The 26,463-nt window shown below is 50.4% G+C and carries 20 protein-coding genes and 1 pseudogene; 20 read left to right on the top strand and 1 reads right to left on the bottom strand.

Annotation, left to right across the window (positions count from 1 at the left end; all coding sequences use genetic code 11):
• Positions 1–144: 144 nt before the first annotated feature.
• From NYE33_RS22700 to NYE33_RS22675, 6 genes and pseudogenes are all read left to right on the top strand, one after another.
• Positions 145–1,896 carry a spore germination protein gene (locus NYE33_RS22700; RefSeq protein ID WP_042137470.1) on the top strand — a complete coding sequence of 584 codons (1,752 nt, stop codon included), beginning with the start codon at positions 145–147 and terminating at the stop codon, positions 1,894–1,896.
• Between the two features lie 25 nt (positions 1,897–1,921).
• Positions 1,922–3,010 (top strand): GerAB/ArcD/ProY family transporter, encoded by a 1,089-nt coding sequence (locus NYE33_RS22695; protein WP_042137471.1) that lies wholly within the window; start codon positions 1,922–1,924, stop codon positions 3,008–3,010.
• The gene (locus tag NYE33_RS22690) at positions 3,007–4,200 is read left to right on the top strand and encodes a Ger(x)C family spore germination protein (protein ID WP_042137473.1); all 1,194 of its coding nucleotides are present in this window, start codon (positions 3,007–3,009) and stop codon (positions 4,198–4,200) included. The genes NYE33_RS22695 and NYE33_RS22690 overlap by 4 nt, the downstream gene beginning before the upstream one ends.
• Positions 4,172–4,538, top strand: a pseudogene (locus NYE33_RS22685) (YciI family protein). The gene NYE33_RS22690 and the pseudogene NYE33_RS22685 overlap by 29 nt, the downstream one beginning before the upstream one ends.
• A 622-nt stretch (positions 4,539–5,160) precedes the next feature.
• Positions 5,161–6,666 carry a right-handed parallel beta-helix repeat-containing protein gene (locus tag NYE33_RS22680; protein ID WP_341067682.1) on the top strand — a complete coding sequence of 502 codons (1,506 nt, stop codon included), beginning with the start codon at positions 5,161–5,163 and terminating at the stop codon, positions 6,664–6,666.
• On the top strand, positions 6,663–7,346 hold the full coding sequence (locus tag NYE33_RS22675; RefSeq protein ID WP_341067679.1) for an ATP-binding cassette domain-containing protein: 684 nt from the start codon (positions 6,663–6,665) through the stop codon (positions 7,344–7,346). Before NYE33_RS22680 ends, NYE33_RS22675 begins: the two co-directional genes overlap by 4 nt.
• 166 nt (positions 7,347–7,512) lie before the next feature.
• Here the strand turns inward: NYE33_RS22675 and NYE33_RS22670 are convergent, their stop codons facing one another.
• Positions 7,513–8,667: a glycosyltransferase family 61 protein gene (locus tag NYE33_RS22670; protein WP_341067677.1), complete on the bottom strand. Its 1,155-nt coding sequence runs from the start codon at positions 8,665–8,667 to the stop codon at positions 7,513–7,515.
• Between the two features lie 477 nt (positions 8,668–9,144).
• Between NYE33_RS22670 and NYE33_RS22665 the strand changes: the two genes are divergently transcribed.
• From NYE33_RS22665 to NYE33_RS22600, 14 genes are all read left to right on the top strand, one after another.
• Positions 9,145–10,179, top strand: a complete 1,035-nt coding sequence (locus tag NYE33_RS22665; RefSeq protein WP_256703784.1) for a LacI family DNA-binding transcriptional regulator — start codon at positions 9,145–9,147, stop codon at positions 10,177–10,179.
• A gap of 21 nt (positions 10,180–10,200) precedes the next feature.
• Positions 10,201–11,118, top strand: a complete 918-nt coding sequence (rbsK, locus tag NYE33_RS22660; protein ID WP_341067674.1) for a ribokinase — start codon at positions 10,201–10,203, stop codon at positions 11,116–11,118.
• 151 nt (positions 11,119–11,269) lie between these two features.
• Positions 11,270–12,781, top strand: a complete 1,512-nt coding sequence (locus tag NYE33_RS22655; protein ID WP_341067671.1) for a sugar ABC transporter ATP-binding protein — start codon at positions 11,270–11,272, stop codon at positions 12,779–12,781.
• Positions 12,778–13,740 carry an ABC transporter permease gene (locus tag NYE33_RS22650; RefSeq protein WP_341067670.1) on the top strand — a complete coding sequence of 321 codons (963 nt, stop codon included), beginning with the start codon at positions 12,778–12,780 and terminating at the stop codon, positions 13,738–13,740. The genes NYE33_RS22655 and NYE33_RS22650 overlap by 4 nt, the downstream gene beginning before the upstream one ends.
• Positions 13,737–14,681 carry an ABC transporter permease gene (locus NYE33_RS22645; protein WP_042137486.1) on the top strand — a complete coding sequence of 315 codons (945 nt, stop codon included), beginning with the start codon at positions 13,737–13,739 and terminating at the stop codon, positions 14,679–14,681. Before NYE33_RS22650 ends, NYE33_RS22645 begins: the two co-directional genes overlap by 4 nt.
• Before the next feature lie 5 nt (positions 14,682–14,686).
• Positions 14,687–15,724 carry an autoinducer 2 ABC transporter substrate-binding protein gene (locus tag NYE33_RS22640; protein ID WP_341067668.1) on the top strand — a complete coding sequence of 346 codons (1,038 nt, stop codon included), beginning with the start codon at positions 14,687–14,689 and terminating at the stop codon, positions 15,722–15,724.
• A 26-nt stretch (positions 15,725–15,750) separates the two neighbouring features.
• Positions 15,751–16,260 (top strand): ureidoglycolate lyase, encoded by a 510-nt coding sequence (locus NYE33_RS22635; protein ID WP_336100303.1) that lies wholly within the window; start codon positions 15,751–15,753, stop codon positions 16,258–16,260.
• A 70-nt stretch (positions 16,261–16,330) separates the two neighbouring features.
• Complete coding sequence (locus NYE33_RS22630; protein ID WP_341067666.1) at positions 16,331–17,644, top strand: ArgE/DapE family deacylase; 1,314 nt, start codon at positions 16,331–16,333, stop codon at positions 17,642–17,644.
• A gap of 72 nt (positions 17,645–17,716) precedes the next feature.
• A complete protein-coding gene (locus NYE33_RS22625; RefSeq protein WP_042137493.1) occupies positions 17,717–18,451 on the top strand; it encodes a glutamine amidotransferase in 735 nt (244 codons plus the stop codon).
• Between the two features lie 198 nt (positions 18,452–18,649).
• Positions 18,650–19,600: an ABC transporter permease gene (locus NYE33_RS22620; RefSeq protein ID WP_341067663.1), complete on the top strand. Its 951-nt coding sequence runs from the start codon at positions 18,650–18,652 to the stop codon at positions 19,598–19,600.
• On the top strand, positions 19,594–20,490 hold the full coding sequence (locus tag NYE33_RS22615) for a carbohydrate ABC transporter permease (RefSeq protein WP_081970010.1): 897 nt from the start codon (positions 19,594–19,596) through the stop codon (positions 20,488–20,490). The genes NYE33_RS22620 and NYE33_RS22615 overlap by 7 nt, the downstream gene beginning before the upstream one ends.
• A 108-nt stretch (positions 20,491–20,598) precedes the next feature.
• Positions 20,599–22,224 carry an extracellular solute-binding protein gene (locus NYE33_RS22610; protein WP_341067661.1) on the top strand — a complete coding sequence of 542 codons (1,626 nt, stop codon included), beginning with the start codon at positions 20,599–20,601 and terminating at the stop codon, positions 22,222–22,224.
• A gap of 120 nt (positions 22,225–22,344) precedes the next feature.
• A complete protein-coding gene (locus tag NYE33_RS22605; RefSeq protein WP_341067658.1) occupies positions 22,345–23,787 on the top strand; it encodes a response regulator in 1,443 nt (480 codons plus the stop codon).
• 20 nt (positions 23,788–23,807) lie between these two features.
• Positions 23,808–25,658: a sensor histidine kinase gene (locus NYE33_RS22600; protein WP_341067657.1), complete on the top strand. Its 1,851-nt coding sequence runs from the start codon at positions 23,808–23,810 to the stop codon at positions 25,656–25,658.
• Positions 25,659–26,463 lie beyond the last annotated feature (805 nt).

Below are 26,463 nucleotides of genomic sequence, written 5' to 3'. Positions count from 1 at the left end.
TCCTGACAAGCGAGTCCTCCGTGACTCGCTTTTTTGATGTGAAATAGATTCAGAAAAACGGTTGAATTCGTCTTAATTAGCAGGTGTGCATGAATTATCCAGCTTCGGCCAAAATAAGGGTTACGATCAGAGGGGGTGTTTGTGTTGTGGAAGAGCATTACGGGTTACATTCCCGGCTGGAGTGTGTGCATGCAGGCACTTATTATTTTTATTGTTCCGGTCATTTTGACAAGATGCATGCTGTGGCTTCGCGCTAAGGAAGGCAAGGCAAGTACCCGGGGAAGACGGGCTGAAGGGCAGAAGGGCGGAGGCGTGCCAAGCTCCGAGGATACCGGTGAAGCAGAGCAAACCAGTGAAGCTGTGAAAAATAATAAGATTGTTCCTTCAACTACTTCGCAGAATAATCAGCAGCCAACGTTAACCTATACCGGACAATTTCAGCAGGATCTACAGACCTTTAGGGAGATCAGTGCGGATATGTCGGATGTTAATGTACGGGAGCTACGTGTAGGGACCCTGAAATTGAAGGCAGCGCTGTTCTTTCTGGACGGCCTCACCGACAAGGATGGAATGGACCGCAATATCCTAAGGCCGCTGATGAATGCAGCACGTCCATTTGAAGGGCTGGACACTCCGCCTGATCCGGCGAGCCTGAAAGAAATCATTGTTCATCAGGTGGTGCTGGTCTCGGAAGTTGAATTCACCAATCAGCTGGACATGTCGCTCAAAAAGGTGTTATTCGGCTCTGCGGTGCTGCTGATCGAAGGAATGAGCGAGGTCTTCATCCTGGGGACGTCTAAAGGGAATACAAGAAGTGTAGAGGAACCGATCTCGGAAGCGCTGCTGCGCGGCCCGCGAATCGGCTTCACGGAAGCGCTGAGCGACAATACGGCCATGCTGCGCAGGCACGGACAGAACACCGATCTTGCGATGATTTCTTTTACGGTCGGAGAAAGAGTCGAGAAAGAGCTGATACTAACCTACATTAAAGGGATAGCTAATGATGAACTGATTGCAGAAGTCACCCGGAGAATTCATACGATTAATATCGATGATGTGCAGGAATCCGGTTATATCGAACAGCTGGTAGAGGACAATTATCTCAGCCCTTTCCAGCAGATTCAGAATACGGAACGGCCGGACCGGGTGATGGCCGCACTGCTGGAGGGAAGGGCTGCCATTTTGCTTGACGGCACGCCGTTTGCGTTGATCATGCCGGTGACGTTCGGGATGCTGCTGCAATCCCCCGAGGATTATTATGACCGCTGGTTCTCCGGCTCCCTGCTGCGGATGCTGCGCTTCTTCGCCGCCTCCGTATCACTGTTTGCTCCGGCGCTCTATATTTCCTTCCTCTCCTTCCATCCCGGTCTGGTTCCGACCAAGCTGGCGATTTCGATCATGAGCTCACGCCAGGGAGTTCCATTCCCGACCTTAATCGAAGCGCTCATTATGGAGATTTCGATCGAAATCCTGCGTGAGGCGGGTCTGCGTCTGCCTAAGCCGATTGGCCCGGCCATGGGTATCGTCGGCGGTCTGATCATCGGCCAAGCGGCGGTAGAAGCGGGGATTGTCAGCCCGATTCTGGTCATTGTCGTTGCCGTTACGGCGATTTCTTCCTTCTCGGTGCCGATGTACAGTGCAGGGATCACCCTGCGGTTTCTCCGCTTCTTCGCGATGTTCTTCGCCGCTACCTTCGGGCTGTACGGTGTAGTACTGTTCTTCCTCCTGCTGAGCAGTCATCTGATTAAGCTGAAGAGCTTCGGTGTGCCTTATCTGAGCATGATCACCCCTAACCGGATGAGTGACCTTCGCGACTTTATTGTCCGGGTACCGCTGCAGTTGATGAAGCGCCGTCCTTCACTTTTGGAGCCAAAGGATAAGCTGCGTAAAAGATAAGCTTAAGTGAAAGGGAGGTGAGCCAATGATCACTAAAGCCCATGACAAAATTACAACGAGTCAGGCGACCATTATTATGGTAAATTACATTCTCGTAGCCGGGATATTCAGCCTTCCCCGGACAACCGTACAGGCTGCAGGCACGCCCGATGTGTGGATTTCAGTAATACTGGGGTCGCTCTGTTCAATGGCAGCAGGTGTAATTATCGTCAGACTCAGCCAGAGGTTTCCGGGCCAGACCTTTTTTCAATACAGTACCCAAATTACCGGTAAACCGGTCGCCGTATTGCTCGGGCTGGTGATCATCGGGTATTTCCTCGCGGTGTCCGGCTACGAGCTGCGTACTATGCAGGAGGTAACTATGTTTTTCCTCCTGGAAGGTACCCCTCCATGGGCAGTAGCCGGCATGTTCCTGTGGGTCGCCCTTTATCTGTGCAGAGGGGGAATCAATGCCTTATCACGGCTAAGCAGACTCGTTGCTCCTATGGCCGGTGCCATATTCTTCGGCGTCTGCCTGCTCAGCCTGAAGGTGTTCGATCTGGACAATCTGCGGCCTGTACTTGGAGAAGGCCTCGCTCCGGTCTGGAGAGGAATTAAGCCAACGGCCCTAACCTATACAGCGGGCGAAGCACTGCTGTTTCTTGTTGCTTTTATGGACAAGCCCAAACGGGCCGGCAGAGTTCTCGTAATCGGAACCCTGATCTCAATGGTTTTTTATTTGCTGGCGGTTATACTGACGATCGGGGCATTTTCTGTAGAAGGAGTGGTTACCCGGACTTGGCCATTCATTGACCTGATCCGCAGCTTTGAAGTGAATCTTCTGTTCGAACGGTTTGAGTCGCTGCTGCTGGTAATCTGGATTATGCAGATTTTCTGTACATTCTGTATCTCTTTTTACGGCGCTGCACTGGGAGTCTCGCATATCTTCAACCTCAAACTGGATCATTGTTTATTCCTGCTGCTGCCGGTTGCTTATCTCATCACGGAAGCGCCGCACAACATTAATAATTTATTTGCCTTTGGCACAGGGCTTGGCAATGGGGCGATTGTGCTCTTCGGTCTGATCCCGCTGCCGCTGCTGCTCATTGCTTATTTCCGGAGAGCCGGTTCATGAAGCGCTGCATTCTGCTGATTGTGTCGTTTGCTCAGATAATGCTGTTAACGGCCTGCTGGAGCAGTGCACCGATTGAGAATTTGAATATGGAAGTAGCGGTAGCGCTGGACGCGGCTGATGAGACTGCCATTGAAAAGAAGTTCGAAGGTGAAGGAGGAGACTATCCTAAACGCGAACGGATATCAGCGACCTATCAATTTATTGTGCCGCAAGGCGCTGTAGGCTCCAAAAAAGAAGGGGCTGCTTCAAGAAATTTCTACAATATGACCGAGACCGGCGATTCTATCTTTGAGGCCATCCGTGAGCTCTCGCTGCGCACAAACCGCCAGCCGATCGGGCACCACTTAAAGGTAATTGTTATTGGCGAGAAGCTGGCCCGTTCCACGAAGCTGTCGGAGCTGATTGATTTCTTCAGCCGGGATAATGATATCCGCCCGAGCGTGCTGGTCCTGGTCAGCAAGGGGAAAGCCAAGGATGTACTGAACAATGTGCTGCCCGGCCAGACACCGGCCTTTGTGCTCGAAGGCATCTTCGGCAACCGTGACCGGAGCCTGCGCATCTGGGACCCGGTAACCATTACCAAGATTGTTGGACCTTTGCACAGCAAGAAGAGCTTTCTGCTGCAGAATGTTATTGCTGCGGAGAATGAAATGAAGTTTGCCGGAGCCGGAATCATTGACGGTGAGTCAGGCAAGCTCAGCGGTTTTTTGAGCGAGAAGGAGCTGGAGGGTGTAGTCTGGCTGACAGGCAAGGGTAAAGGCGGTGTACTCAAAACCCACAAGGATGACACCGGCCGGCTGATCACCTATGAGGTGAAAGCGATGAGCAGCAAGATCAAGGCGGTTGTGGAGGAGGGGCAGATTTCGTTCCATGTAAAGATCGAATCGAAAGGCCGGTACGCCGAAACCTTCTCAACAGACGGGGACCGATTGGATGCGGCTTTTATGAGACGGGATGCCATGGAGCTGGAGAAGGAGGTAAAGGAGCTGGTAAAGACCGTAATTGATAAAATGCAGCATGAGCTGCATGCCGACGTCGGCGGATTCGGTAAAACCCTGAGAATTCAGCATCCTGAGGTATGGCGGAAAGTGAAAGAGCATTGGGATCAGACGTTCACCAGTCTTCCGGTACACCTTGAGGTTAAGCTTCAAATCGAAGAGTATGGTGCTTCCGGTACAGCGACGGACTGACCTAAATACATTGGAGGATTCGGAGGCCGGGAATCTCCCAAGTCCGGAAACTCAGGCAAGCCATGACAAAGTATAATGAGGAATTAGTTAAGGCAGGTGTACGGGTTGCAGCAAAAGGACTTCATCCAAGCTCAAACGGGATTCGCCTTTCGTATCCGGCAGCAGGGGGAGACCCGGTAATTACAGACGGCCCCTTCACGGAATCGGAAGACTTGATTGCCGGATTCATTCTGATTGATGTGAAATCGAGGGAAGAAGCCCTCGCGTGGGCTATGCGCATGCCGGACCCGCAAGGGCATGGTGAAGGCCAGGTTGAATTACGCCAGGTATTTGATTAACAGGACAATGACCAGCTAAATAGGCTGAACTTTAGAACTTAAGAACTTAAGATTTTAACATACAACCAAATCCTTCAACCGTGAATAATGTGGCATCCGGGCTCCGGGCGGCTACAGTTGCCGCAGGAATTTCCCGGTTCATCTTTTTTTCTGGGGCTTAAGACGAAGTTCTGTAGCTTTTCATAAAATCCTGCACATAATACAACATTCCCCTTTCCATATCGGCTCAAATCCAAAATTGTTGTAAAAAATGCAGCATTTCATCTGTTTCAAGCGGCGTAGACGGATTATTCTTGTATTTCATACAACAATCCTTACGAATACCCTGCTGTTTACGAATCAAAGTTGTAAAACGTACAACTTTTATGTCTACCTCTACACGCGATCTATGCAGATGTCTCTCGAATTGTACGCACACAGATCCTATCCGGGTCTGTTTTTTGCTATATAGCCCTTTTATTGCCTTTTATATAGAATACGCTTCTCTTGGTTTGTCTTGATTAGGGTAATCAATTATGATAATCAATGGAATGAATTTCCGCAATTATATAGAAGTGTAGTTGAGAGGACGGCGAATATGCTTAGAAACTTCCGGCGATCCGCCATTTTACTTTGTTTGCTTATGATCTGGGGATGTTCCGGCAGCCAGTATCCACCGCTGCCGGATACAACCTCACCAATCTCTTCCATTCCGCCCATCTCACCAGCTTCGCCAACTGTAAATACAGATCCGGAGGATGCCGCTAATATCTACTACGTATCTATAGCTGGAGATAACACTAACCCGGGGACGATAGATTCACCCTGGAAGACACTCCAGTATGCTGCCGATCATGCCGGTCCGGGTAGTTACGTCTATATTCGCGGAGGCGTGTATCATCAGAAGCTGCGCATCTCAAGAGGAGGCTCAGCGGCGGCGGGACCTATCGTGTTCGCCGGTTATCCCAATGAGACAGCAGTCCTTGACGGGGAAGGTCTGCCAGTTAACGGGCTGGAAGGACTTATCGAGATCGGTCAGGCGGGCTATGTAACCATAAGGGAACTGGAAATTCGCAATTATAAGACGTCAACCAGAGGTGAAGTGCCTGCAGGCATCTATATTCACGGCTCAGGGAAGAACATCTCGTTACTGAATAACCGCATTCATTCCATCGCCAATACCGCCATTCCTGAGGGGGACGAGCTTTCCGGCAGAGATGCCCACGGGATAGCGGTGTACGGTACTGAAACAGACGCAGCCCTGGTTGGCCTGACCATTGACGGCAATGAAGTGTATGATTTGGTCCTCGGTTCCAGTGAAGCGCTGGCTGTGAATGGCAATGTGGATGCTTTTGCGATTACGAACAATATCATTCATGACAATGACAACATCGGGATTGACCTGATCGGCTATGAAGGTACGGCCGGAGACATGGCGGTAGACCAGGCAAGGAACGGAACGGTTCGGGGCAATGTAGTCTACGGGATTTCATCCAATACTAATCCGTCATACGGCGCTTCTGTGCCGAACGGCAGCAATGCAGCGGGCGGAATATACATCGACGGGGGCAGGTCAATCCTTGTCGCGGAGAATCGCGTATACGACAATGACATTGGGATTGAGCTTGCTTCCGAGCATAAGGGACGGCTAACCAGCGGCATCACGGTACAAGACAACCTGATCTACCGCAATCGACTGACCGGCATTGCAATGGGCGGTTATGACGGAGGACGCGGCGGCACTAGCGATAGTACGGTTGTATCCAATACGCTGTACAAGAATGACCTCTTGGGCGACGGCAACGGACAATTGTATCTGCAAGCGAACTTAAGCGGCAATACGATTAGTAAGAATATTATTGTAGCTGGGGATTCCAGCGTCTTCATCAGCAACGAATACAAGAGCAACCGGAATAACACGGTGGATGGTAATCTTTATTACGCTGAGGCTGGAGCGGATGAGGCGTTCTGGGTCTGGAAAAAGAAACCTTACACCGGCTTCGCCGCTTACCAGCGCGGCTCAGGCAATGATTCCGGCTCACGATTTGCCGAGCCGCAGTTCAAAGATGCCGCCCGTGATGACTTCCGGCTGGAGCCGGGGTCTCCGGGAGCCGATGGCGGAGCTACAGAGGAAGGAGCACAGCCATGATTTATTTGCGGAGCTTTAAGCTGTCTGATGAAATCGAGCGTAATCCCAACATCTACCCTGACCATGTATTTAAACATATCGCCGGGGAGGTGCTGTTGTTTGACCGGATCACAGTGCTCTATGGCAATAATGGCAGCGGTAAATCCACGTTACTTAATGTAATTTCGGGCAAGCTGGGGATTCCGGGAGCCGAAAGAATGACCAGCTATGGGCATAGTATTTATGCTCAGCGGTTTGTGGAGAGGAGCAGCTATCAGCTCGGGCAGGATGAGCAAGAGCGTACAATCAGGCGGCTTCCAGAAGGAAGCCGGTATCTGAAATCAGAGGATATTCTATATGAGGTCAAGAAGATCCAACAAGCCTCCGTCCTGCGTGAGGGACTGTTATATGAGCAGATGAACAAAGGAATGAGCAAAGAACAGGCAGCAGAATATGAAGCAACCTATGCGTTCAAAAAAAAGCTGGACGACATTCAGTTCTCACAAGAGAAATACTCGAATGGCGAAACATCCATGCAGTTTTTCGAGGAATATCTGCTGCCCGGGCAATTGTACTTACTGGACGAGCCGGAAACATCACTGTCTCCAGCCAATCAGATAAAAATGGCCGAGCAATCAATGAGCTGGCGCGTTATTTGGACAGCCAATTCATCATTGCTACTCATTCACCCTATGTTCTAGGCACACTGCAGGCAAAAATATACAACCTCGATGCAAAACCTCTTCAGACAGCAGAATGGTTTGAGCTGGACAATGTCCAATTCTTTTATCAGTTTTTCAATAAGCATAAGCAGTTGTTTGAATGAGAGTGGAATGTAATGACGGTCTGCTTCACCTGAACGGCTGCTCATGCGCCTTGCATCTTCAGTCCGGCCATAACAAGTGTTTGCTCCAGCCGGTCCAAATTCACCGTGAAGTCTGCAAGTCCCGGAAACCGCTCCTGTGCTGTACCGTCATCTTGTCCGTACATCATGTAGTAGTCAAGTTTGTTGTGGTTGCTGATCATCCAGTAAGTAGGCACTACATGCCGGATATGAAAAATTTCGATAACAACGGTTCCCTTCATGCAGAAAGCAAGATTGGCCAGTCCCGCACCATGCGGGGAAACTATCGCTTTGGCACAAGCAAAGAGCTGAACCTGCTGGGCCACGGTCCAATCCTCCAGACAAACGGGAACGAATCCGTACGCCTCCAAATGCCGGATGACTTCGTTCTCGTTAGTGAACCGGCGGGCAGATGCTTGGCCCCGGGAAATCAAAATACGGCTTGGTGAATGGTGGAGTGTGACGTGTCCGGGCAGCATAAACCTCCGGAGGGTAGCAGTGGTCCAAGGCGGATAATGGGAATTCATCATCAGGGAAGGAACCACCAGCCGCTCGGCCTGAATTTCCCGGTCATTGGCGGCGTGAATTACGGACGATTCCGGTACGTCAAACATGGCTAACGTCTCTTCCACGAAAGCCCCATAAGGATTCGGGTTCATAATGAGGGTATGAAACGAGAGATTTAGAGTCCTAAGCATCCCCAGCCGCGGCAGCACATCATATAACCAGTGAAAATAGTTATGGCTCCCGCAAAAAGTTAATACAGCAGCCGTTCCAGGGACCTCCTGATGCTCCAAGGCCTCCCGCCGCTGCAACGCCGGGTGTTCTTCCAGTGTCAGCATTCTGTGCAGTTGTCCATCGTATTCGGGGGATAGGTCATAGATCAGTTTGTTGTCTGATGTCAGGACCGCCCCAGATCGTCCCCATACACGCCCGCTCGGAATACATGCCACATATCCGACTCCGGGGTGAAGAGTATAGGGTTGCAGGTACGGGTGAACTTCCGGTTCAAGTGTGTTGGGGGCCTTATATTCAGCGGCTCCACCAAAGTCAAAAGGTACAACTCTTTCCCTGGCTCCAGAGGGAACGGAAGCCTCCCATTCCCACACATCACGGTAGAACCCGGACTCTCTCAGGCTTGTGCCACCCGGCTTATCGTTTCCGCAGATTTCATCCACTGATCATCCCGCCATTCCGTTTAATCTCATGAAGTTATTTTATGCGGGCCTAGCTTAACGGGCACGAAGACAGAAAAAAAAGGCGGACATTCCCAAAGAAAAGTGTAGGAATATTTGCGTAAACGTTTTTACAAATTCACAGCCCTGAATGCCTCCCGCTTGAATTTTATATTTCACAAAATCCGTTCCAACCCATTCATCAAAATTGAACGCTCTAAAAATATCAAATGTTATGTTATCTAACATATAAAACAGATTATTTCCATTATAAAGAAATTAAAAACCGAATACATAACGCAATAATGTCATAAATAACAGTTGTAAGCGTTTTTATTTTTAAATTTTAAGTATTTCCTATTGTAATTCATGAATTCCTATACTAAAATAAACCTAGAAATTGCGAAAACGTTTTTGCAAATAAATCCAAACTCACTGATTATAACGTTGATATAGAAGTCTAATTCTTGCGTAAACGTTATGACAGAAAGGAAAATTATGGCGGATAAAGAGCTTACCATCAAAGATGTGGCCAGACTTGCGGGCGTCTCGGTGGCAACTGTCTCAAGAGTAATGAATGGCCGGGATCGTGTAAGTGATGCAACCCGCAAAAAAATCCTGAAGATGATCGAGGAGCTTAATTTCGTTCCGAATACGATGGCTGCGTCTATGGTCAACAAGAAAACCCATATGATTGCAGTCGTTGTTCCGGAGATTCAGAATCCATTCTATACCGCCGTCATTGGCGGAACCGTGGAAGCGGCTAAGAAAGAGGGATTCTCCACACTCGTTGTCTCTACATATAACGATGAGGCGGAGGAGGAAGAGTTCTTCGAAGGTTTTCTGGGACGCAATGTTGACGGAATTATTCTTATCGGTACGCACAAAGAGGCCGCATTCTACCGCAACATCCGCAAGCCTACAATCCTGGTGGACCGGTTTATCAACGATTGCGGGCATGACGGTGTTCTGATTGATAACTTCCGGGGGGCCTACGAGGCGGTCAGACATTTTGTGGACTATGGCCATGAACGTATCGCAATTATCGACGGAGCACATGACTTCAATGACGGCAAAGACAGATATTGGGGTTATCATCAGGCTCTGCATGAGAATGGTATTACGCCGGATTCCAATTATCATAAGCAGGGCCGGTGGCTTGAGGAAGACGGATACAGGTTTACGATAGAGCTTATGCAGGCTGAACAGCCGCCCACAGCAATTTTTGCTACCAATAATGTGATCTGTACAGGGGCTATTAAAGCCATCCGGGACTTGAATCTGCGGATAGGTGAAGATATATCTTTAATTGGTTTTGACGAGAACGAACTCGCCCAGTTTGTCCAGCCCCAAGTGACTGTTGTGGGCAGACCGATGAGAGAGATGGGGCTGCACGCGACGGAAATGCTTATTCAGAAGATCAAGGTGCCCACAAACGGGTCTTCACCAAAGCTAAAAAAAGTGATACTGGATGTGGAGCTGATCAAGCGGGGTTCCGTTAAAAAGCTAAAGTAGAGTAGCACGGGAGGAAGAGGTATGGCTAACATTCTTGTCGTAGGCAGCATGAATATGGATATTGTGACCCGGGTAGACCGGCTTCCTGTTCCCGGTGAAACGTTACATGGTCTGGGTACTGGCTTTCATGCAGGAGGGAAAGGAGGCAATCAGGCCTGTGCCGCAGCGCGATCCGGGGCCAAGGTAGCGATGGCGGGAGGAGTAGGCACCGACGCTTTTGGCATAGAGATATGCCGGAAGCTTGAAGATGAGGGGATCGATACCACAGCCATTGCCCGCAAGCCGGAAACGACCGGGATCGCACTCATTACCACTGATTCCTCAGGGGAGAACAATATTATCCTGTCGCCGGGAGCCAACTATAGTTATGGCGGAGACGATCTGGAAGCGCTGGTGCTGTCCCCATACGATGTCATCCTCCTGCAGAATGAAATTCCAGGCTCTGTGAATCGCAGGATAATTGATAGGGCCGTAGCTGCAGGCGTCCCCGTATGCATGAACCCGGCTCCGGTGACCGGATTTGACCGTGACCAGCTCAGAGGAATACGCTTACTGATCATGAACGAAACCGAAGCGGAGGCACTGAGCGGGATGCGGATTGTAAGCTTCAAGGAGGCGTGCAGCGCGGGCCGGTTGTTATTGGAGGATGGAATTCCGCAATTGATTATTACACTGGGCAGCCAAGGGGCTGTATACATGGATGGTGACGGGAATATCATCGAGATTCCCGCCTATCCTGTGGAAGCCGTGGACACTACAGCTGCAGGGGATACATTTATCGGAGCCTTCGCTTCAGCCTACTATGCAGGCAAGGAACTGGCAGACAGTCTGCAATATGCTTCCGCTGCAGCCGCGATAACCGTCTCCGCTCCTGGAGCTCAAAGCTCTATACCCGTGATAGAGCAGGTTAATACTTTTCTTGAACAGGCTGGTTCCTAGCCGTAGAAATTCATAACTTACCATAGAAATATCAGTTTCCTTCGTGAAAAAGAGGTTTCTTCACCCAAACACTTTCGCAAATTAACGCTTTTAATTATTAAAGTAACTATAAAACCATGTTTCAATAGCGAATGAAAAAGGGGGTCACAGAATGACTCAACCAGTATTGACCATGGAGGGTATTCGCAAAGAATTCCCGGGTGTAAAAGCTTTGACCGATGTCGGTTTCGAGCTGTATCCGGGTGAGGTCCACGCACTAATGGGCGAGAACGGTGCCGGCAAATCAACGCTGATGAAGATCCTTTCCGGTGTGTATCCGCCAACAGGGGGAACCGTCAGGTTAAAAGGCAAGGAAGCGGTCTTCCGCAGTCCGCTGGATGCCCAGCGCCAAGGTGTGTCGATTATCCATCAGGAGTTCAACCTGTTTACGAATCTGTCCGCAGCGGAGAATATCTTCATCGACCGTCCGGAAATGGCTGGCGGGTTCGGCCGGATCAAGTGGTCCAGAATGGTTGCAGAGGCCCAAGCGCTGGTCGACTCCATCGGAGGGGGTGACATCGATGTCCGTGAAGAGGTGCGGCACCTCGGTGTGCATAGCCAGCAGGTGGTCGAGATTGCCAAGGCGCTGTCCTTCAAGGCCGATGTGCTGATTATGGACGAGCCGTCAGCGGCATTGCCCGAGAATGAAGTCAAGAAGATGTTTGAAGTCATCCGCCGGCTGCGGTCACAGGGTGTAGCCATCGTGTATGTCTCTCACCGGATGAAGGAAATCTTCGAGATTGCTGACAAGGTCACCGTTCTAAGAGACGGCCACAAGGTTGCTACTCAGCCTATTAGCGAAGTCACCGAGCAGAGCCTAATTCAGATGATGGTAGGTAAAGAGGTTCAGCAGTTGTATCCGGTCCGCAAGCAGCCGCATGGGAAAGAGGTAGTGCTTAAGGTAAGGGACCTGTCACTGGATGCCAGCCACAAGATCTCATTTGAGCTGAGAAGAGGAGAAATTGCCGGGCTGTTCGGTATTCCGGGCTCCGGATCGCATACGGTTGCCGAGCGTCTGTTCGGCCTGAAGCGGGGAAGCGGGGAGATCGAGATTAATGGACAGCCTGTCAAGATTACAAATCCCAGTGAGGCCAAAGCTAAAAAGCTGGCCTATGTCCCCCCTGACCGGCACCGCCAGGGCATCATTAAGCCGATGTCCATCAGGCAAAATATCACCTTCGCCATGCTGCCCGAGCTGTCCAAAGGACTAGTGCTGGACCGGAATGCCATTCAGCATGTGAGCGCGGAATATATGAAGAAGCTGCGGATCAAGGCGCCGGATGATGGCCAGACCGTGGATTTCTTAAGCGGAGGCAATCAGCAGAAGGTGGTCATCGGCAAATGGCTTGCAGCCCAACCCGATATTCTCATACTTGAAGAACCCACGCGTGGCGTGGATGTGGGTGCCAAAGCGGAAATTTACAGCATTATTCACGAGCTCGCCCGGGAGGGATTAAGCATACTGCTTATTTCTTCGGAAATGCCGGAGGTTATAGGACTCAGTGACCGGGTGCTGGTGATGTACCAGGGTGATATTGTACATGAATTTGCCCATGGCGAAGCTGATCAGGAGCAGCTGCTGCAGCGGGCCTCACATCCGCGCGGGAAGGGAGGCACCTTATGAAACGCATTTCAAATATACATGAAGCACCTATCATGATATTCACGATCCTAGTCATCGTACTTTTCTCCATCATCACACCGGACTTCTTCGCCCTTACTAATCTCAAGCTTATTCTGGATCAGAATACGACCATGTTTATTGTGGCAATCGGGATGACCATGGTCATTCTGCTGGGCGGCATGGATTTATCCGTAGGCTCTGTCCTGGCAGTGACGGCAACTTCAGTCGGGCTGTTTCTCAGTAAAGGAGTTTCCCCCGTCATAGCGGCTTTGCTCGGAGTCGTTATCGGTGTCCTTTGCGGAGTGGTGAACGGATATTTTATCGCTGTAAGGAAAATCCCGGATATCATCGTCACTTTAGCTACCATGTATATCTTCCGGGGGGTTGCCGTCGGGATAAGCGGCGGAACATGGATGAACAATTTCCCGGACAGCTTCCGCTTTTTCGGTCAAGGGATGGTGCTGGGGATTTCGTTTCCGCTGATCATAGCCCTGCTCCTGATTGCGATCTTCATCTACTTGCTGAAATACACCCGGGGAGGCAGAAGAATATACTCCGTCGGAGGCAACAGCTCTGCAGCCAAGCTGGCGGGCATCAATGTGGCCAGAACCAAGTTCCTGGTATATGTGTTAACCGGAATGCTGGTAGGAATCGCCTCCGTTATCTTTGCAGCCAAGGTAGGCAGTGTTCAGGCATCGACCGCAGGCAACAGCCTGTCCTTTGAAGTCATGGCTGCGGTTCTGATCGGTGGAGGCAGCATCTTTGGCGGCGTAGGCACCATCGGCGGAACGATGCTCGGCGTACTCTTTATGGGCATCGTCAAGAACGGCCTGATTATTGCGAAGGTCTCCCCGTTCTGGGTGGATGCAACCACCGGGTTTCTGATTATCCTGGCTATCGTCATCAATACGCTCCAGCGGGCACGCCAAAATAAAGGGAAAGAAGGGGATCTGGTATGAAAGCCTGGACAAGCCGTCTGCCGCTCAAATCGAATACGCTGCTCGTTCAGCTGTCACTGCTGCTGTTCATCCTAATCCTGTTCAGCTTCCTCTCCCCCTATTTCTTATCCGTTACGAACTTTATGAATGTACTGAACCAGATGGTTGAAGTCGGGCTTATCGCTATACCCATGACGCTGATCATCATTTCCGGTGCGATGGACCTGTCAGTCGGATCAATCCTAGCTTTCTCCGCTGTATCTATGGGGGTCGCCTTTGAACGGGGCTTCAACATCTGGATATGCGTCATTTTCGGCCTTGTGGCGGGTCTGATGTGCGGGGCCGTTAACGGTTATCTTATTGCAAGGCATAGGATGCAGGCGATTGTCGTCACCATCGGAATGCTGGTTATGCTCCGGGGCCTGGTCTATGTCATCAATGAAGGCAGACCGATCAGCGGCTACCCGGATTCCTTCTACTTCCTTGGACAGCATTACATTGCAGGAATTCCATTTAATGCAATCGTACTGGTCGTGTTGTTCCTGATTGCCAGCTTCGTCATGAAGAAAACGAAATTCGGCACCTATATTTACGGGATCGGCAATAACGAAGAGGTCGTACGTTATTCCGGCATTTCGGTAGTCCGTATTCGTTTCGCACTCTTTATGCTTAGCGGTTTGTTCTCTGCACTGGCGGGTGTATTCCTGGTGTCACGGCTGGCAAGCGCCGAAGCGACATCGGGTACCAATATAGAGCTGGATGTCATCACAGCTACTCTGATAGGCGGCACTCATATTTTTGGAGGGAGGGGAAGTCTTACCGGCACCTTTGTCGGTCTGCTGATTATTGTGTTCTTGCGTAATGGTCTGAATTTGCTGGGCGTTTCGGTGCTGTATCAGGCAGTCATTTTAGGAGCCCTGCTGCTGCTTGCGGTAGGAAATAAAAAAATTAGTGGAGAGTGAACCCTATGAAAAAAATGACATTAGCGTTACTGACTGGCGTACTTGCTTTGAGCTTGACTGCTTGTGGAAATGCGGGGAATTCTCAGGCGGACACCGGCTCCCAGACTAATAACGGGGCTGCCGCTTCCGGCACTAGAACCTACTTCATCAACCCGAAATCGATCGGGCCTGCTTACTGGGCTGCTGCGGAGAAGGGAGCCAAGCAGGCGGCCGGGGATATGGGTGTTAAGGTTGTATTCAATGCACCAACCGAGGCGGATTCATCCAAACAGATCAACATGATTCAGGACATGCTGACCCGCAAGGTAAGCGGAATCGGTGTATCTCCGAACGATGCCAAGGCGGTAGGACCTGTCTTCAAAAAAGCTGCCGACCAGGATGTGAAGATCGTCACCTGGGACAGCGATGCACCGGATACCGACCGTCAATATTATGTAGCCCCGGCCACTGACGAAGAAGTCGGAGAATTGCTGGCTAAGACAATCGGTGAAGAGATGGGCGGCAAGGGGCAGGTTGCCTTCATGGTGGCAGGTCTCGGCTCCCAGAATCAGATTGCCAAGTCTGATGCGGCCAAAGCCTATTTTGCAGCTAACTATCCTGACATCGAGCTGGTAACGACCGTATCGAGCGACGATGACCAGCAGAAGGCTTATGCCAATGCCCAGAACTTAATCCAGACTTATCCGGATCTCAAAGGGATTATCGGGTTTGCGGGCGGTGAGCCGCCGGCAGCGGCTGAGGTCGTTGAACAGGCGGTGAAGGCGGGCACGATTGAGCAGGGGCAGATCGCCATTACAGGGATTGCCGTTCCAAGCGTTGTGAAGAACTATATCGCCAACGGCACGATCAAAACGGATATTATCTGGGACCCGGGCAAGCTTGCATATACTACAGTTTACATTCTGGACCAGCTGGCCCAGGGGAATGAAATTAAAGACGGGATGGAAATTCCGACCGTGGGCGCTGTCAAGGTTGACGGACAGAACGTATTCATCGGCACTCTTGAAGTCACCAGTGAGAATGTGGACAGCTTTGACTTCTAGTCAAAGCTGGAAAGGAGGCAGCTTATATGGAACATAGAGTCATCATAGAAGATTTGACGGGAACCGCATTTGCCCCGTATGGCAAAGTCATTGATCTGCCGGCAACCGAGCCATCCAAGACAGGTGACGGCTGGGACTGCTGGAGCTATATTCAGATGCTGGATGTGTCGGAGCCCATCGGCTTCGGCTTGGTGGAAACACAGCAGCGCGCGTTCGTGGTTACTGCGATGGAACGGCATGTAAGCCGCGAGGAGCTGCTGCTCACCTTCGACCGGGAGATCATTCAGCCCGTTGCCTGCTGCAACGACATCGAAGACCCGGAGGAGCAGCCTGATCCCCTGACTGTGAAATGCTTCCGCATCAAGCCGGGACAAGCCATTGTCATCGGCCGCGGAGTCTGGCACAGCCCGGCTTATCCGGCGTCTGAAGATGCCCGGTATCTCTTTGCCATTGAGAAGAAGAAGGACAAGTTCGGAGATGAGATGATTAATCCGTGGGTGGATTTCATTGGTGGAGACACCATCCGGTTTGATTAAAGGTTAGACTACAGCGGGCGCCGTTACACCGGGATGCAAGCCCGGTGCAGACGGCCGAGAAGGAGCAGAGATGATGAATCAGGAACAGCAAGTCATGGAATGGATTGAAGATCATCAGGAGGAAATCCTGGAATTTTTGCAGCAGCTGATCCAGATTCCCAGCGTCAACCCGTGGTTCTTCGATGAACCGGGTCCTTCCAAGGAGAAGGAGGTTCAGGAATTTATCTCCCGTAAACTTGAGGGCCTCGGCGCTGAGATCGAGATGTGGGAGCCGAATGCGGATGACCTGAAGCCGTATGAAGGAATGGCGGGTTATTACCCGGGACGCGATTTCACCGGCAGACCCAATCTGGCAGCAACCTTCGGAAAAGACGCTCCCGGTAAGTCCTTATTATTGTTCGGTCATATCGATGTTGTCATGGCGGGCTCGAAATGGACGGTTGATCCGTTCGAAGGCACGATCATGGACGGCAAAATGTACGGCCGCGGCACTGTAGACATGAAGGGCGGCGTTGCCGCAATGATTATGGCTGTGGAGGCGGTTCTGGGCAGTGGACTTAAGCTGAAGGGGCCCGTTGTAGTGGGAACCGTGGTGGATGAGGAAGCCGGAGGCATGGGGGCACTCGATTTCATTCACCACGGATACCGGGCCGATGCCTGTATATTGACCGAACCAACCTCGCTGACGATTGCTCCGCTGTGCAGAGGGATTCTGTGGGGCAAAATCAAGATTCAGGGCCGGAGCGGCCATATCGAAATGCCGCAGGCGGACTGGAAAGACGGCGGCGCAGTAGACTCCATCAAGAAAGCACGCTATATCCTGGATGCGTTCGACCGGTTGAATGAGCAGTGGGCCGTAAGCAAGACTCACCCTTATTTATCGATTCCCTGCCAGGTGCATGTGGCCCAGCTTAACGCCGGTGAATACCCGACCTCATTTGCGAATGAGGCAGAGATTGTCTTTAATGCGCAGTACCTGCCGTCCGAGCGTGATGAGAAGCTGGTCGGAGGGAACGTGAAGAAGGAATTGACAGACTTCCTGCGCCAGGCTGCTCTGCAAGATCCATGGCTAAGTGAGCATCTGCCGGAAATCGAGTGGATGGTCGACGCGGATTGTGCAGAAACCGATGTGGCCCATCCGTTTGTGCAGACCTGTGTCCAGTCCCTGCAGGCGATTGGCGAGGCAGGCACCATCGAAGGGCTTGGCTTCCACACGGACATGGGCTGGCCGGTTAATGTAGGCATTCCGACGATTAACTTCGGTCCCGGTGACCCGAGCCTGGCTCATCACAGCGATGAATTCACACCCGTACATGAAGTGATCCAGGCTGTGAAAATGATCGCCAAGACGATTATCGACTGGTGCGGGACAGAGAAGGCTTAAGCTAGCGATCAACCGGCCGTGCAGGCCTTAATGACCATATATGGAATACGGAATACGGAGGGCTATGATAATATGAAAATTTTGTTTATTGGAGAATCCTGGGTAGTGCATATGATTCATACCAAGGGGTATGACAGCTTTACATCCACGAAGTATGAAGAAGGGGCCACTTATCTGCTGTCCTGTCTGCGCAAAGAGGGGATTGAGGTAACCTATATGCCTGCCCATGAGGTCCAGGTCCGGTTTCCCCAGTCGCTTGAAGAGCTTAAAGCGTATGATGCCATAGTCATCAGTGATGTAGGAGCGAATACGTTCCTGCTGCAGAACCCGACTTTCTACCAGATGCAAATCATACCCAACGCTCTGGACAATATTAAGCAGTATGTAGAGGAAGGCGGCGGTCTGCTGATGGTCGGCGGCTACCTGACGTTTATGGGAATTGAGGGTAAGGCGAATTACACGAATACGGTACTGGCCGAGGTGCTGCCGGTTATTATGCAGAACGGAGATGACCGGGTGGAGATGCCTTCAGGGTTCTCTCCTGCAATCGCCAAAGAACATCCGCTTGCAGGCTACGGCGAGTGGCCGAAGCTGCTTGGATACAACAAGCTGGCGGCCAAGACGGAGGCCGAGGAGCTGCTGAGCCATAACGGTGATGCCATTCTTACCGTTGGCACTTACGGCAAAGGCAGAACCGCAGCCTTTGCCAGCGACTGCTCACCGCACTGGGGCTCCACGGAATTCATGGAATGGGAGCACTATTCAGCATTCTGGGCTAACCTCGTCAAGTCGTTGAAGCAGGGTTGACATCAGATTTTGACGAGAGAATTCAATGTACAGCAAGAACAGCGTCTTCCGTAACCGGAGGATGCTGTTCTTTTTATATTACTTTTAGCCTTTTAAGTTATTACCAAATTCATTTAAGGGATTACATTTTCTTATTTTCCCCGGAAGCTATAATGAAGGACATGAGAGCTCCTTAATACAGCCGGAGGGATGAGAGAAATGAAAGCGGTTTTATTCAATCAGCGAAATCGTGTCGGAATAAATAAGAGAAATACTTTTTGGTTCAGAATAAAAAGAGATGCCATCCTCTATACCCTTTTACTGGTGCCTCTGTCGTACATTGCCATTTTTAAATATGCTCCCATCTATGGCTTGATTATGGCATTCCAGGATTACAACATCTTCGCAGGAATAAGGGGGAGCGAGTGGGTTGGACTCGATGTGTTCCGGTTTATTTTCCAGCAGGACAGCTTCTATCGTGCACTCAAGAATACGCTGGTTCTGAATGTTCTGGATTTGATCGCGGGATTTCCGGCACCGATTCTGCTGGCCATTCTTCTGAATGAAGTAAGGCAGGCCAGATTCAAGAAATTAACCCAGACGGTCCTGTATCTGCCGCACTTTATGTCCTGGGTGATCATTGGGGGGATTGTATACCTGATGTTCTCGAACAGCGGGATGGTCAATCATTTCATCGCTGCCCTCGGGCTAGAGAAGATTGAGTTCCTGTCGCAGAAAGTCCCCTGGCTGATCACCTACATCTTCGTTGGAGTCTGGCAGAATATCGGCTGGGGGACGATCATTTATCTGGCGGCGATCACCGGAATCAATAAGGAATTGTATGAGGCCTCCGATATGGACGGGTGCAGCAGGCTCCGCAAAATGTGGCATATTACTCTGCCCGGCATTAAGCCGACCATCAATATTCTGCTGATCCTTCAGATTGGCCGGATGGTGTCCATCGGGTTCGACCGCCCCTTCGTGATGGGGAATTCACTGGTCAGTGAATATTCCGATGTAATCAGTACGTTCGTGTACAGAGTGGGGATTAGTTCGGGAGATTTCTCCCAGGCTACAGCAGTAGGCTTGTTCCAATCCGTGGTCGGTCTGACCCTGCTCATAGGCGCCAACTACATCGCGAAGAAATTAGGGGAGGATGGAATATGGTGAAGCTGATGAAGAACGTGCGTCCAGGGAAAAAAATGAGTGTAGCCGATATTGCGATTATTGTATTTATCGTGGCCTTATCCTTCACATGTATTGTTCCATTCCTTTATATGATAGCGCTTTCCCTCAGCTCCAATGAAGCGATCGTTTCCCAAAAAGTAGGACTGTGGCCGGTAGGCTTCACAATAGAGACTTACAAAACCATTCTGAGCGATATGGATATGCTGTACACGCTGGGATATAGTATTGTGCTTACCATTTTCTTCACCGTCGTGTGCATGTTCCTGACCATTTGCGCGGCATATCCGTTAACGAAGAAGCGGCTGTGGGGAAGAAATTTCATTCTGTCAGCCCTCGTCTTCACGATGTATTTCAGCGGCGGACTGATTCCTTCCTATATTCTGGTTAAAAACCTCGGTATGATGAACACGGTATGGAGTCTAATTCTGCCGGGCGCCATGAGTGTCTTCAACCTGATCATCCTGAAAACGTTCTTCACCTCGCTTCCTGAGAGTCTGGAGGAATCAGCGTCCATTGACGGGTGTTCGGATCTGGGCATTCTCATCCGGATTGTGCTTCCGCTCTCGCTGCCTTCCATTGCCACATTAAGCCTTTTCTATGCTGTGGACCGGTGGAATGGCTTCCAGGATGCCTTGTTCTATATTACGAAGAAGGAGCTGTACCCTATGCAGCTCAAGCTGTACCAGATCATTTCGGCCAATCAGCAGCTGGATAGCCAGCAGGGGGGAGAAGGAAGTATAGGCTCCTTCATTGTGCCTGAATCCCTGAAAGCAGCCAGTGTCATGTTTACAACGATCCCAATTCTACTGATCTATCCCAAACTGCAGAAGTATTTCGTAGACGGTGTGATGACCGGGGCGATCAAGGGCTGAGGATAGGCGGATCATAATGAAGGGGGGGATTCCCGGGCTGGTGGACGGCGGCTGATGGATGAAAGATGCAAGGGATTTGCAGATTGGATGATTTCAATAAACAGAGGCATGAAAGGGTGGTTTCTAGTGAAGACGGGCATGAAGAAAATAGCAGCAGTTCTGTGTAGTACAGCTCTTCTGGCCAGTGTTGCCGCAGGCTGTGGAGGCAATGGCAACAAGAGCGGGGAGACATCATCGTCAGAGGCATCAACGACTGCATCTGGCGCCCCTTCCGGTGCTCCGGCAACCTTGACGGTAGAAGTGTTCGACCGCGGGGTTCAGGGACAGCCGGATTTGAACAACAACAAATGGACCCAATACGTTAATGAGAAATTCGGCAAGCCCAATAACGCCATTGTAGAATTTGTTCCTGTCCCCCGCTCCCAGGAAGTCGACAAGCTGAATGTGTTAATGGCCGCGAACCAGGCTCCTGATATTTCCTTCACCTACGACGGGACCCTGGTCACCCGCTTCGCCAAAAGCAAGGGACTCTATACGCTGGACGAATTGCTGGAACAGCACGGCCAGCAATTGAAGTCGTACCTGGGTGAGAAGGTGCTCTCCTACGGAAAATATGACGGCAAACAGGTCTCCATCCCGGGCAAGCGGACCCTGCTGGCCTGGAACGGAATGTTCATCCGCAAGGATTGGCTGGATAAGCTGGGCCTGCCGGTTCCGACGAACCGGGACGAATTGTATGAGACGCTGGTAGCCTTCCGTGACAAGAACCCCGGTAATGTTGACGGCGTCATCCCTTGGGCTACAGCGGCTGCCGGGATGAACTATACCTTCGGCAACCTGGTGCAATCGTTCTGGAAGTCCATGCCGGAGGAGGAATTCATCACCACGTCGAACTGGCTGAAGCCCGGTAACAAGGAGGCTTACCAATGGCTGAACAAGCTGTACAATGAGAAGCTGATCAGCCCCGATTTTGCCCTGGACAAAACAACCAAGCAGGCGGATGCTGATGTAACCAACGGCAAGGTAGGCTTCTATGCCGCCAACTGGGATTATCCGATGACACAAAAAATCCGTGTTCCGCTGAAGCAAAATTCGCCGGAGGCCAACTATGTTCCGATTGATACCTTCAAGAATGACGAAGGCAAATACCTCAAAGAGGTATATAATGAGAATGGTATATTCTCCTTCATTCCCAAGAGCAGCAAGAACGCGGAGCTGGCGATTAAATATCTGAACTGGATGGCTGATCCGGAAGTGATGTTCTTCCTGCAGTTCGGTGATGAAGGCGTTAACCACAAGATGGTAGACGGCATCCCTCACGGGATTGCACAGACCGGCGAGAAAATGCAAATGAGCAATTTGAATATGGATTATACGATGATTGTTAACGGCGCTGAGCTGGGCGATACCGAAAAGAATGTCAGAACCTATGCGGCAGCGCTGGCAGCCGGGGACAAGAGTTATGAGAAGCTGGCGATTGACTCCTATGCAATCAATACAACGGACGGCTATAGCAGCTACAACTATGGCATACCGAACGAAGCCAATATCAAGTACGGCAAAACGCTGGGCGACATGAACAAGCAAATGATTGACAGGCTGATCGTTGCCAAGCCTTCAGAGTTCGACGCCCTGTACGAGAAGCTGGTGAAAGAATATATGGACGCCGGCGGTAAAGCTGTTCAAGAGGAGAATGTGAAGAATTACAGAGAGAGCCAAGCCGCCAAAAAATAATCTCATCATATTCGGATAAGCCATTGAGAGTTTATCATCATGGTTTATCCGAATTTCGGTTGCTATTCCCGGACAATTTCACTATTATTCAGAGGAATCCATAGGTTCAGGAGGCTACCCATGTACAAGGTCATGATTGTAGATGATGAGTCATGGGCGATAAGAGGAATTCAGAACGCCTTTGACTGGGAGAAATACGGTTTTGAAATCACGGGACAATTTACAAGCGCTTACAAAGCGTGGGAGGCCATGTGTACACAACAGCCGGACTTGGTGTTTACGGATATCCGGATGCCGGATATCTCCGGGCTGGATCTGATGAAGCGGGCCAAAGCTCAAGGGCTGAACACCGAGTTTGTCATCGTAAGCGGATATGGGGAATTTGAATACGCCCAGGAAGCGATACGCCACGGGGCGCTCGATTATTTCCTGAAGCCTCTGGATGTCGATATGGCAGATACATTCATTGCGAAGCTGGCCGCTCACTTCTCCCGGAGAAGCGCAACGCGCAATCACCTTCTTCTGGATGCGCTGACCTCGGGGGATGAGACCGAGATCAGGCGCTTCCTGCCGCTTCCGGCCAGTATGGCTGTATGCTATTACCAAGTGTTTGCGGTCTATTTGCGGAGTGAACTTAAGGGTATCAGGAAGCTGTTGTCTCCGGAGGGCAGGAACATAACTGCCGTGGAGGTTGAAGCCGGGTCCCGGAAGCTGCTGGTCGTGCGGATGGCTGAGCATCTGAGCAGCTTGGAGTGGACCCCGGATGAAGGGGTGCTGAAAGAGACGGGAATCCAAAGTGTGGGCATCAGCAGCATCAGCAGCCAGCTTCAGCAGGTGAGCAAACTGATCAAAGAAGCTGACCTGTCCGCCTCGCATATTTTTCTGGAGCAGACTTCAGCAGCCGTTCACTATGAGCCGAAGCTTCATCTCGTGAAACCTTGCATTGATGAACTCGATACGATCATTCACGTGAATTCGCTTGATGATATGAATGTGTACATTGCAGGGCTGCAGGAATATTTCAGGCTTCATCATCTGGGCATGGGCGAGGTGGTCTATTTATGGAATCAGGCCGTCGGGATGCTTATGAACGCGTACGCGGAGGAACTGAGGGACATGGAGCTGGAATTCCTCAATTATTCCGAGATCAAGGAACGGTTCGAAGACTTTGCATCTCTGTGCAGCTTCTTGCATGACGTCCTTACGGTCATCCGGCAAGGCAGCAGCCGTTCCTTACAGGAAGGGGATATTCAATCCTGCTTCAACCGGATGGTCGCCTATATCGACCGGAACTTTGAGCAGAAGCTGTATCTGAAGGATCTGTCTGTCCAGTTCTTCATTAATCAGGTGTATTGCTGCCAGTTGTTCAAGAACAATCTGGGCAGAACCTTCTCTGAATATGTGGCAGAGCTGAGGATCAGGAAAGCCCGGGAGCTGCTGAAGCAGACGGACCTGTCCATTGAGCAAATTGCCGTTAAGTCCGGGTATGTCGATTATTATTATTTCAATAAAGTATTCAAGAAGCATTGCGGGATGACGCCCACCAAATTCAGAAAAAGCTAATCGGATCGGAGCGGTAAGCCATGAAGACCAGTAAAGTGAAATTAAAACATCAGATATGGCTTATCTTTTTTTTCTCGATCGTTATATTTACCGTCATGGAGATCTATTTCTTCCATAGCTTCTCTAATTTAACCCAGAAACGGGCTGCCACTTACGGCAACCAGATGATCGAACAGACCCGCCGCAAGATTGATACAGTGTTCAATGATATCCGGGTCAGCACCGGCATTGCAGTCAACAGCAAGCTGATTCAGGAATTCTCCGTGGAGGTTGATGACTACAAAAGAGCGTTCGACAGCGGTCCGTACGCACTGGATCTTATGGAATATATGAGATCCTTCAATTCCTATGTGAACGGCATCGTCATTAACGACATCAAGGGAAGGCGGCTGCACAGTCTGGACTCGGCAAGCGGTGATATTTTTTTCATCAACCCCTATGAAACTTTTATTCAGAAATATAAGGATGACCCCATGCTGCGGGAGCGGGGCAGGTTCACCACGATTCTGAAAGACGTACGGACAGGTACGGAACAGTTCTTCTATATCGCGCCGATTGTGGAGAATATTGGGGGAGTCTATTTCTCCCAGATTACAGGTTACTGCACGGTGATGGTCAATATGGACAAGATGCAGGGGCTGGTAGAAGATACGGAATTCACGCAGAGCTCCACCTTGTATATTCTGAATAACAGGGACGAGGTGATTGCCTCCACGAATTCCAGTGCACGGGGCACGTTGTTCCGGGAAATTCTGTCTATGGACAAGGACAGTCTGCTTAACGGCGTAAAGACTACCATTGACGGAGAAGAGATTCTCGTTCAGGTCAAGGGTCTGGAGCAGGCAGACGGGTGGCGGGTTGTTAGTATGATTCCGGTACAGGAGCTTACTGCAGATATGGTTCCCATGCGGAAGGTCAGCATTATTGTGGGCATCGGTATTATTCTGACTATGCTCGTAATCGGCAGCTTCTTCATGAACAGTCTGATGCGTCCGCTGATGGGACTTGTTATGGATATGAAGAGGGTCGGACGGCGGGATATGGGCTTCCGCATCAAGGTCCGGTTCACCAATGAGGTGGGCCTGCTGGCCCGCGACATTAACCGGATGATGGATGAGATGGATGAGATGGCCCGGGATATGTTCGGTACCCAGGCCAGATTATATGAGTCCGAGCTGAGCCAGAAGCAGGCGGAGTTCTCCGCCCTGCAGAGCCAGATTAATCCCCATTTCCTCTATAATACGCTGAATTGTATCAGCAGCATCGGATTGGAATACGGAAGCAGGGAGATTGCCCAGATTACCTTCTGCATGTCCAAGATTTTCAGGTACAGCATCAAGAAGGATAATCTTGTACAGATCCGGGAAGAAGTGGACTGTATTCAGGCGTATATGAAGATTATCTTAATCCGCTACGAGAATAAATTCTCCATGGAGCTTGATGTGGAGGAGAGGCTGCTATCTATGAAGACTCCTAAGATGATCCTCCAGCCTATTGTGGAGAACTCCGTATATCACGGACTGGAGCGGATGGACGAAGGCGGCCGGCTTCTGGTTACCGGAAGGATGGATGAACATGGAGATGTGTGCTTCTGTATTACAGATACAGGGAAAGGAATGGAACCGGAAGTACTAGCCGCCCTCCAGCTCAAGCTGGACACGGATTCCCCGGAGCGTGCGCCAGACGGCCAACCGGCACAAGGCATTGGGATCACCAATATCCATAACAGGCTCCGGCTGCTGTTCGGAGAAGGTTACGGGATCACTATAGAAAGCCGATTCGGGCATGGAACAACAGTGACCGTGAAGATTCCGCAGCTGACGTACGACCGCGATACGATTGAAGAGTTTAGACAATCTGAGAGAATGTGAGCTAAGACGACGCCGATCCTGCGGACAGAATAATCTCGTCTGTAATTCGTAAGAACCGGGTGAATTCTCAAGGCTCCCTGGATCACATCAATCAGATCGTTACCGGGAAGGGCAGATAGCCTAATCGTATGTGCAACCAGGACACTTCCTTTAATCGGGAGGTGTCTTTTTGGATTGCATAGCTTCAGAAGCTGGCAACAGTATGGACAAGGATGTGGTAGCGCCTGTCGCCGGAAATAGCAGTTGGATTAACTACACTTGCTCATGAACAGAGGTGTCCTTCACAGGGAACAGTTGGAAAAATAGCACTTAATAGGCGGCAAATCGAGCAGAGTAGAGGAAATCCATGAAATTAAATGACGTTTTTCCAACTAATTCTCTCAGACGCTGCAAAGCATTCAAATTAAGATACGTTTATCCAACTAATCATTTATTCCATATAAGAGGCACTAAAGAGATAAACAAAAAGCAAAAGAAACGGAGGGGAAATTTGGAACTGTAGGAGCGGTAGCGACCGCCTGAAAGCTTTCCGCAGGAAAGCTAGCATCGGAAGCAGCAGCAGTCACCGGATTTCCACCGCGAAGAGCCGTATTAATCAAGAAATCTGGTGACAACAGCGGCGGAAGTCAAATGTTCACCGCAGTGACGACGAAGCTTCAAGTTCAATACTTAAGTGCCTCTTATATAACCTCAGATTCACCCTCCGGTTGATTTTATGGTTTCCTGCCACAGTGAAGGCACTTTTTCTAAAACGGTTACAAAAACCATTTAAGATAGTACATTTTTTAAAAGTTCTCCAGAAGGT

This window comes from Paenibacillus sp. FSL R10-2199, assembly GCF_038000235.1.
Lineage (GTDB): Bacteria > Bacillota > Bacilli > Paenibacillales > Paenibacillaceae > Paenibacillus_AQ > Paenibacillus_AQ phytohabitans.
The sequence above is the reverse complement of the archived record's forward strand: the minus strand, read 5'-3'. Positions and strand labels throughout refer to the sequence as shown.

What these genes read in the sequence shown, in the direction of transcription:
- NYE33_RS22695 (WP_042137471.1), top strand. Translation starts at nt 1,922, where the DNA reads ATGATCACTAAAGCCCATGACAAAATTACAACGAGTCAGGCGACCATT.
- NYE33_RS22690 (WP_042137473.1), top strand. Translation starts at nt 3,007, where the DNA reads ATGAAGCGCTGCATTCTGCTGATTGTGTCGTTTGCTCAGATAATGCTG.
- NYE33_RS22680 (WP_341067682.1), top strand. Translation starts at nt 5,161, where the DNA reads ATGATCTGGGGATGTTCCGGCAGCCAGTATCCACCGCTGCCGGATACA.
- NYE33_RS22675 (WP_341067679.1), top strand. Translation starts at nt 6,663, where the DNA reads ATGATTTATTTGCGGAGCTTTAAGCTGTCTGATGAAATCGAGCGTAAT.
- NYE33_RS22665 (WP_256703784.1), top strand. Translation starts at nt 9,145, where the DNA reads ATGACAGAAAGGAAAATTATGGCGGATAAAGAGCTTACCATCAAAGAT.
- rbsK (WP_341067674.1), top strand. Translation starts at nt 10,201, where the DNA reads ATGGCTAACATTCTTGTCGTAGGCAGCATGAATATGGATATTGTGACC.
- NYE33_RS22655 (WP_341067671.1), top strand. Translation starts at nt 11,270, where the DNA reads ATGACTCAACCAGTATTGACCATGGAGGGTATTCGCAAAGAATTCCCG.
- NYE33_RS22650 (WP_341067670.1), top strand. Translation starts at nt 12,778, where the DNA reads ATGAAACGCATTTCAAATATACATGAAGCACCTATCATGATATTCACG.
- NYE33_RS22645 (WP_042137486.1), top strand. Translation starts at nt 13,737, where the DNA reads ATGAAAGCCTGGACAAGCCGTCTGCCGCTCAAATCGAATACGCTGCTC.
- NYE33_RS22640 (WP_341067668.1), top strand. Translation starts at nt 14,687, where the DNA reads ATGAAAAAAATGACATTAGCGTTACTGACTGGCGTACTTGCTTTGAGC.
- NYE33_RS22635 (WP_336100303.1), top strand. Translation starts at nt 15,751, where the DNA reads ATGGAACATAGAGTCATCATAGAAGATTTGACGGGAACCGCATTTGCC.
- NYE33_RS22630 (WP_341067666.1), top strand. Translation starts at nt 16,331, where the DNA reads ATGATGAATCAGGAACAGCAAGTCATGGAATGGATTGAAGATCATCAG.
- NYE33_RS22625 (WP_042137493.1), top strand. Translation starts at nt 17,717, where the DNA reads ATGAAAATTTTGTTTATTGGAGAATCCTGGGTAGTGCATATGATTCAT.
- NYE33_RS22620 (WP_341067663.1), top strand. Translation starts at nt 18,650, where the DNA reads ATGAAAGCGGTTTTATTCAATCAGCGAAATCGTGTCGGAATAAATAAG.
- NYE33_RS22615 (WP_081970010.1), top strand. Translation starts at nt 19,594, where the DNA reads ATGGTGAAGCTGATGAAGAACGTGCGTCCAGGGAAAAAAATGAGTGTA.
- NYE33_RS22610 (WP_341067661.1), top strand. Translation starts at nt 20,599, where the DNA reads ATGAAAGGGTGGTTTCTAGTGAAGACGGGCATGAAGAAAATAGCAGCA.
- NYE33_RS22605 (WP_341067658.1), top strand. Translation starts at nt 22,345, where the DNA reads ATGTACAAGGTCATGATTGTAGATGATGAGTCATGGGCGATAAGAGGA.
- NYE33_RS22600 (WP_341067657.1), top strand. Translation starts at nt 23,808, where the DNA reads ATGAAGACCAGTAAAGTGAAATTAAAACATCAGATATGGCTTATCTTT.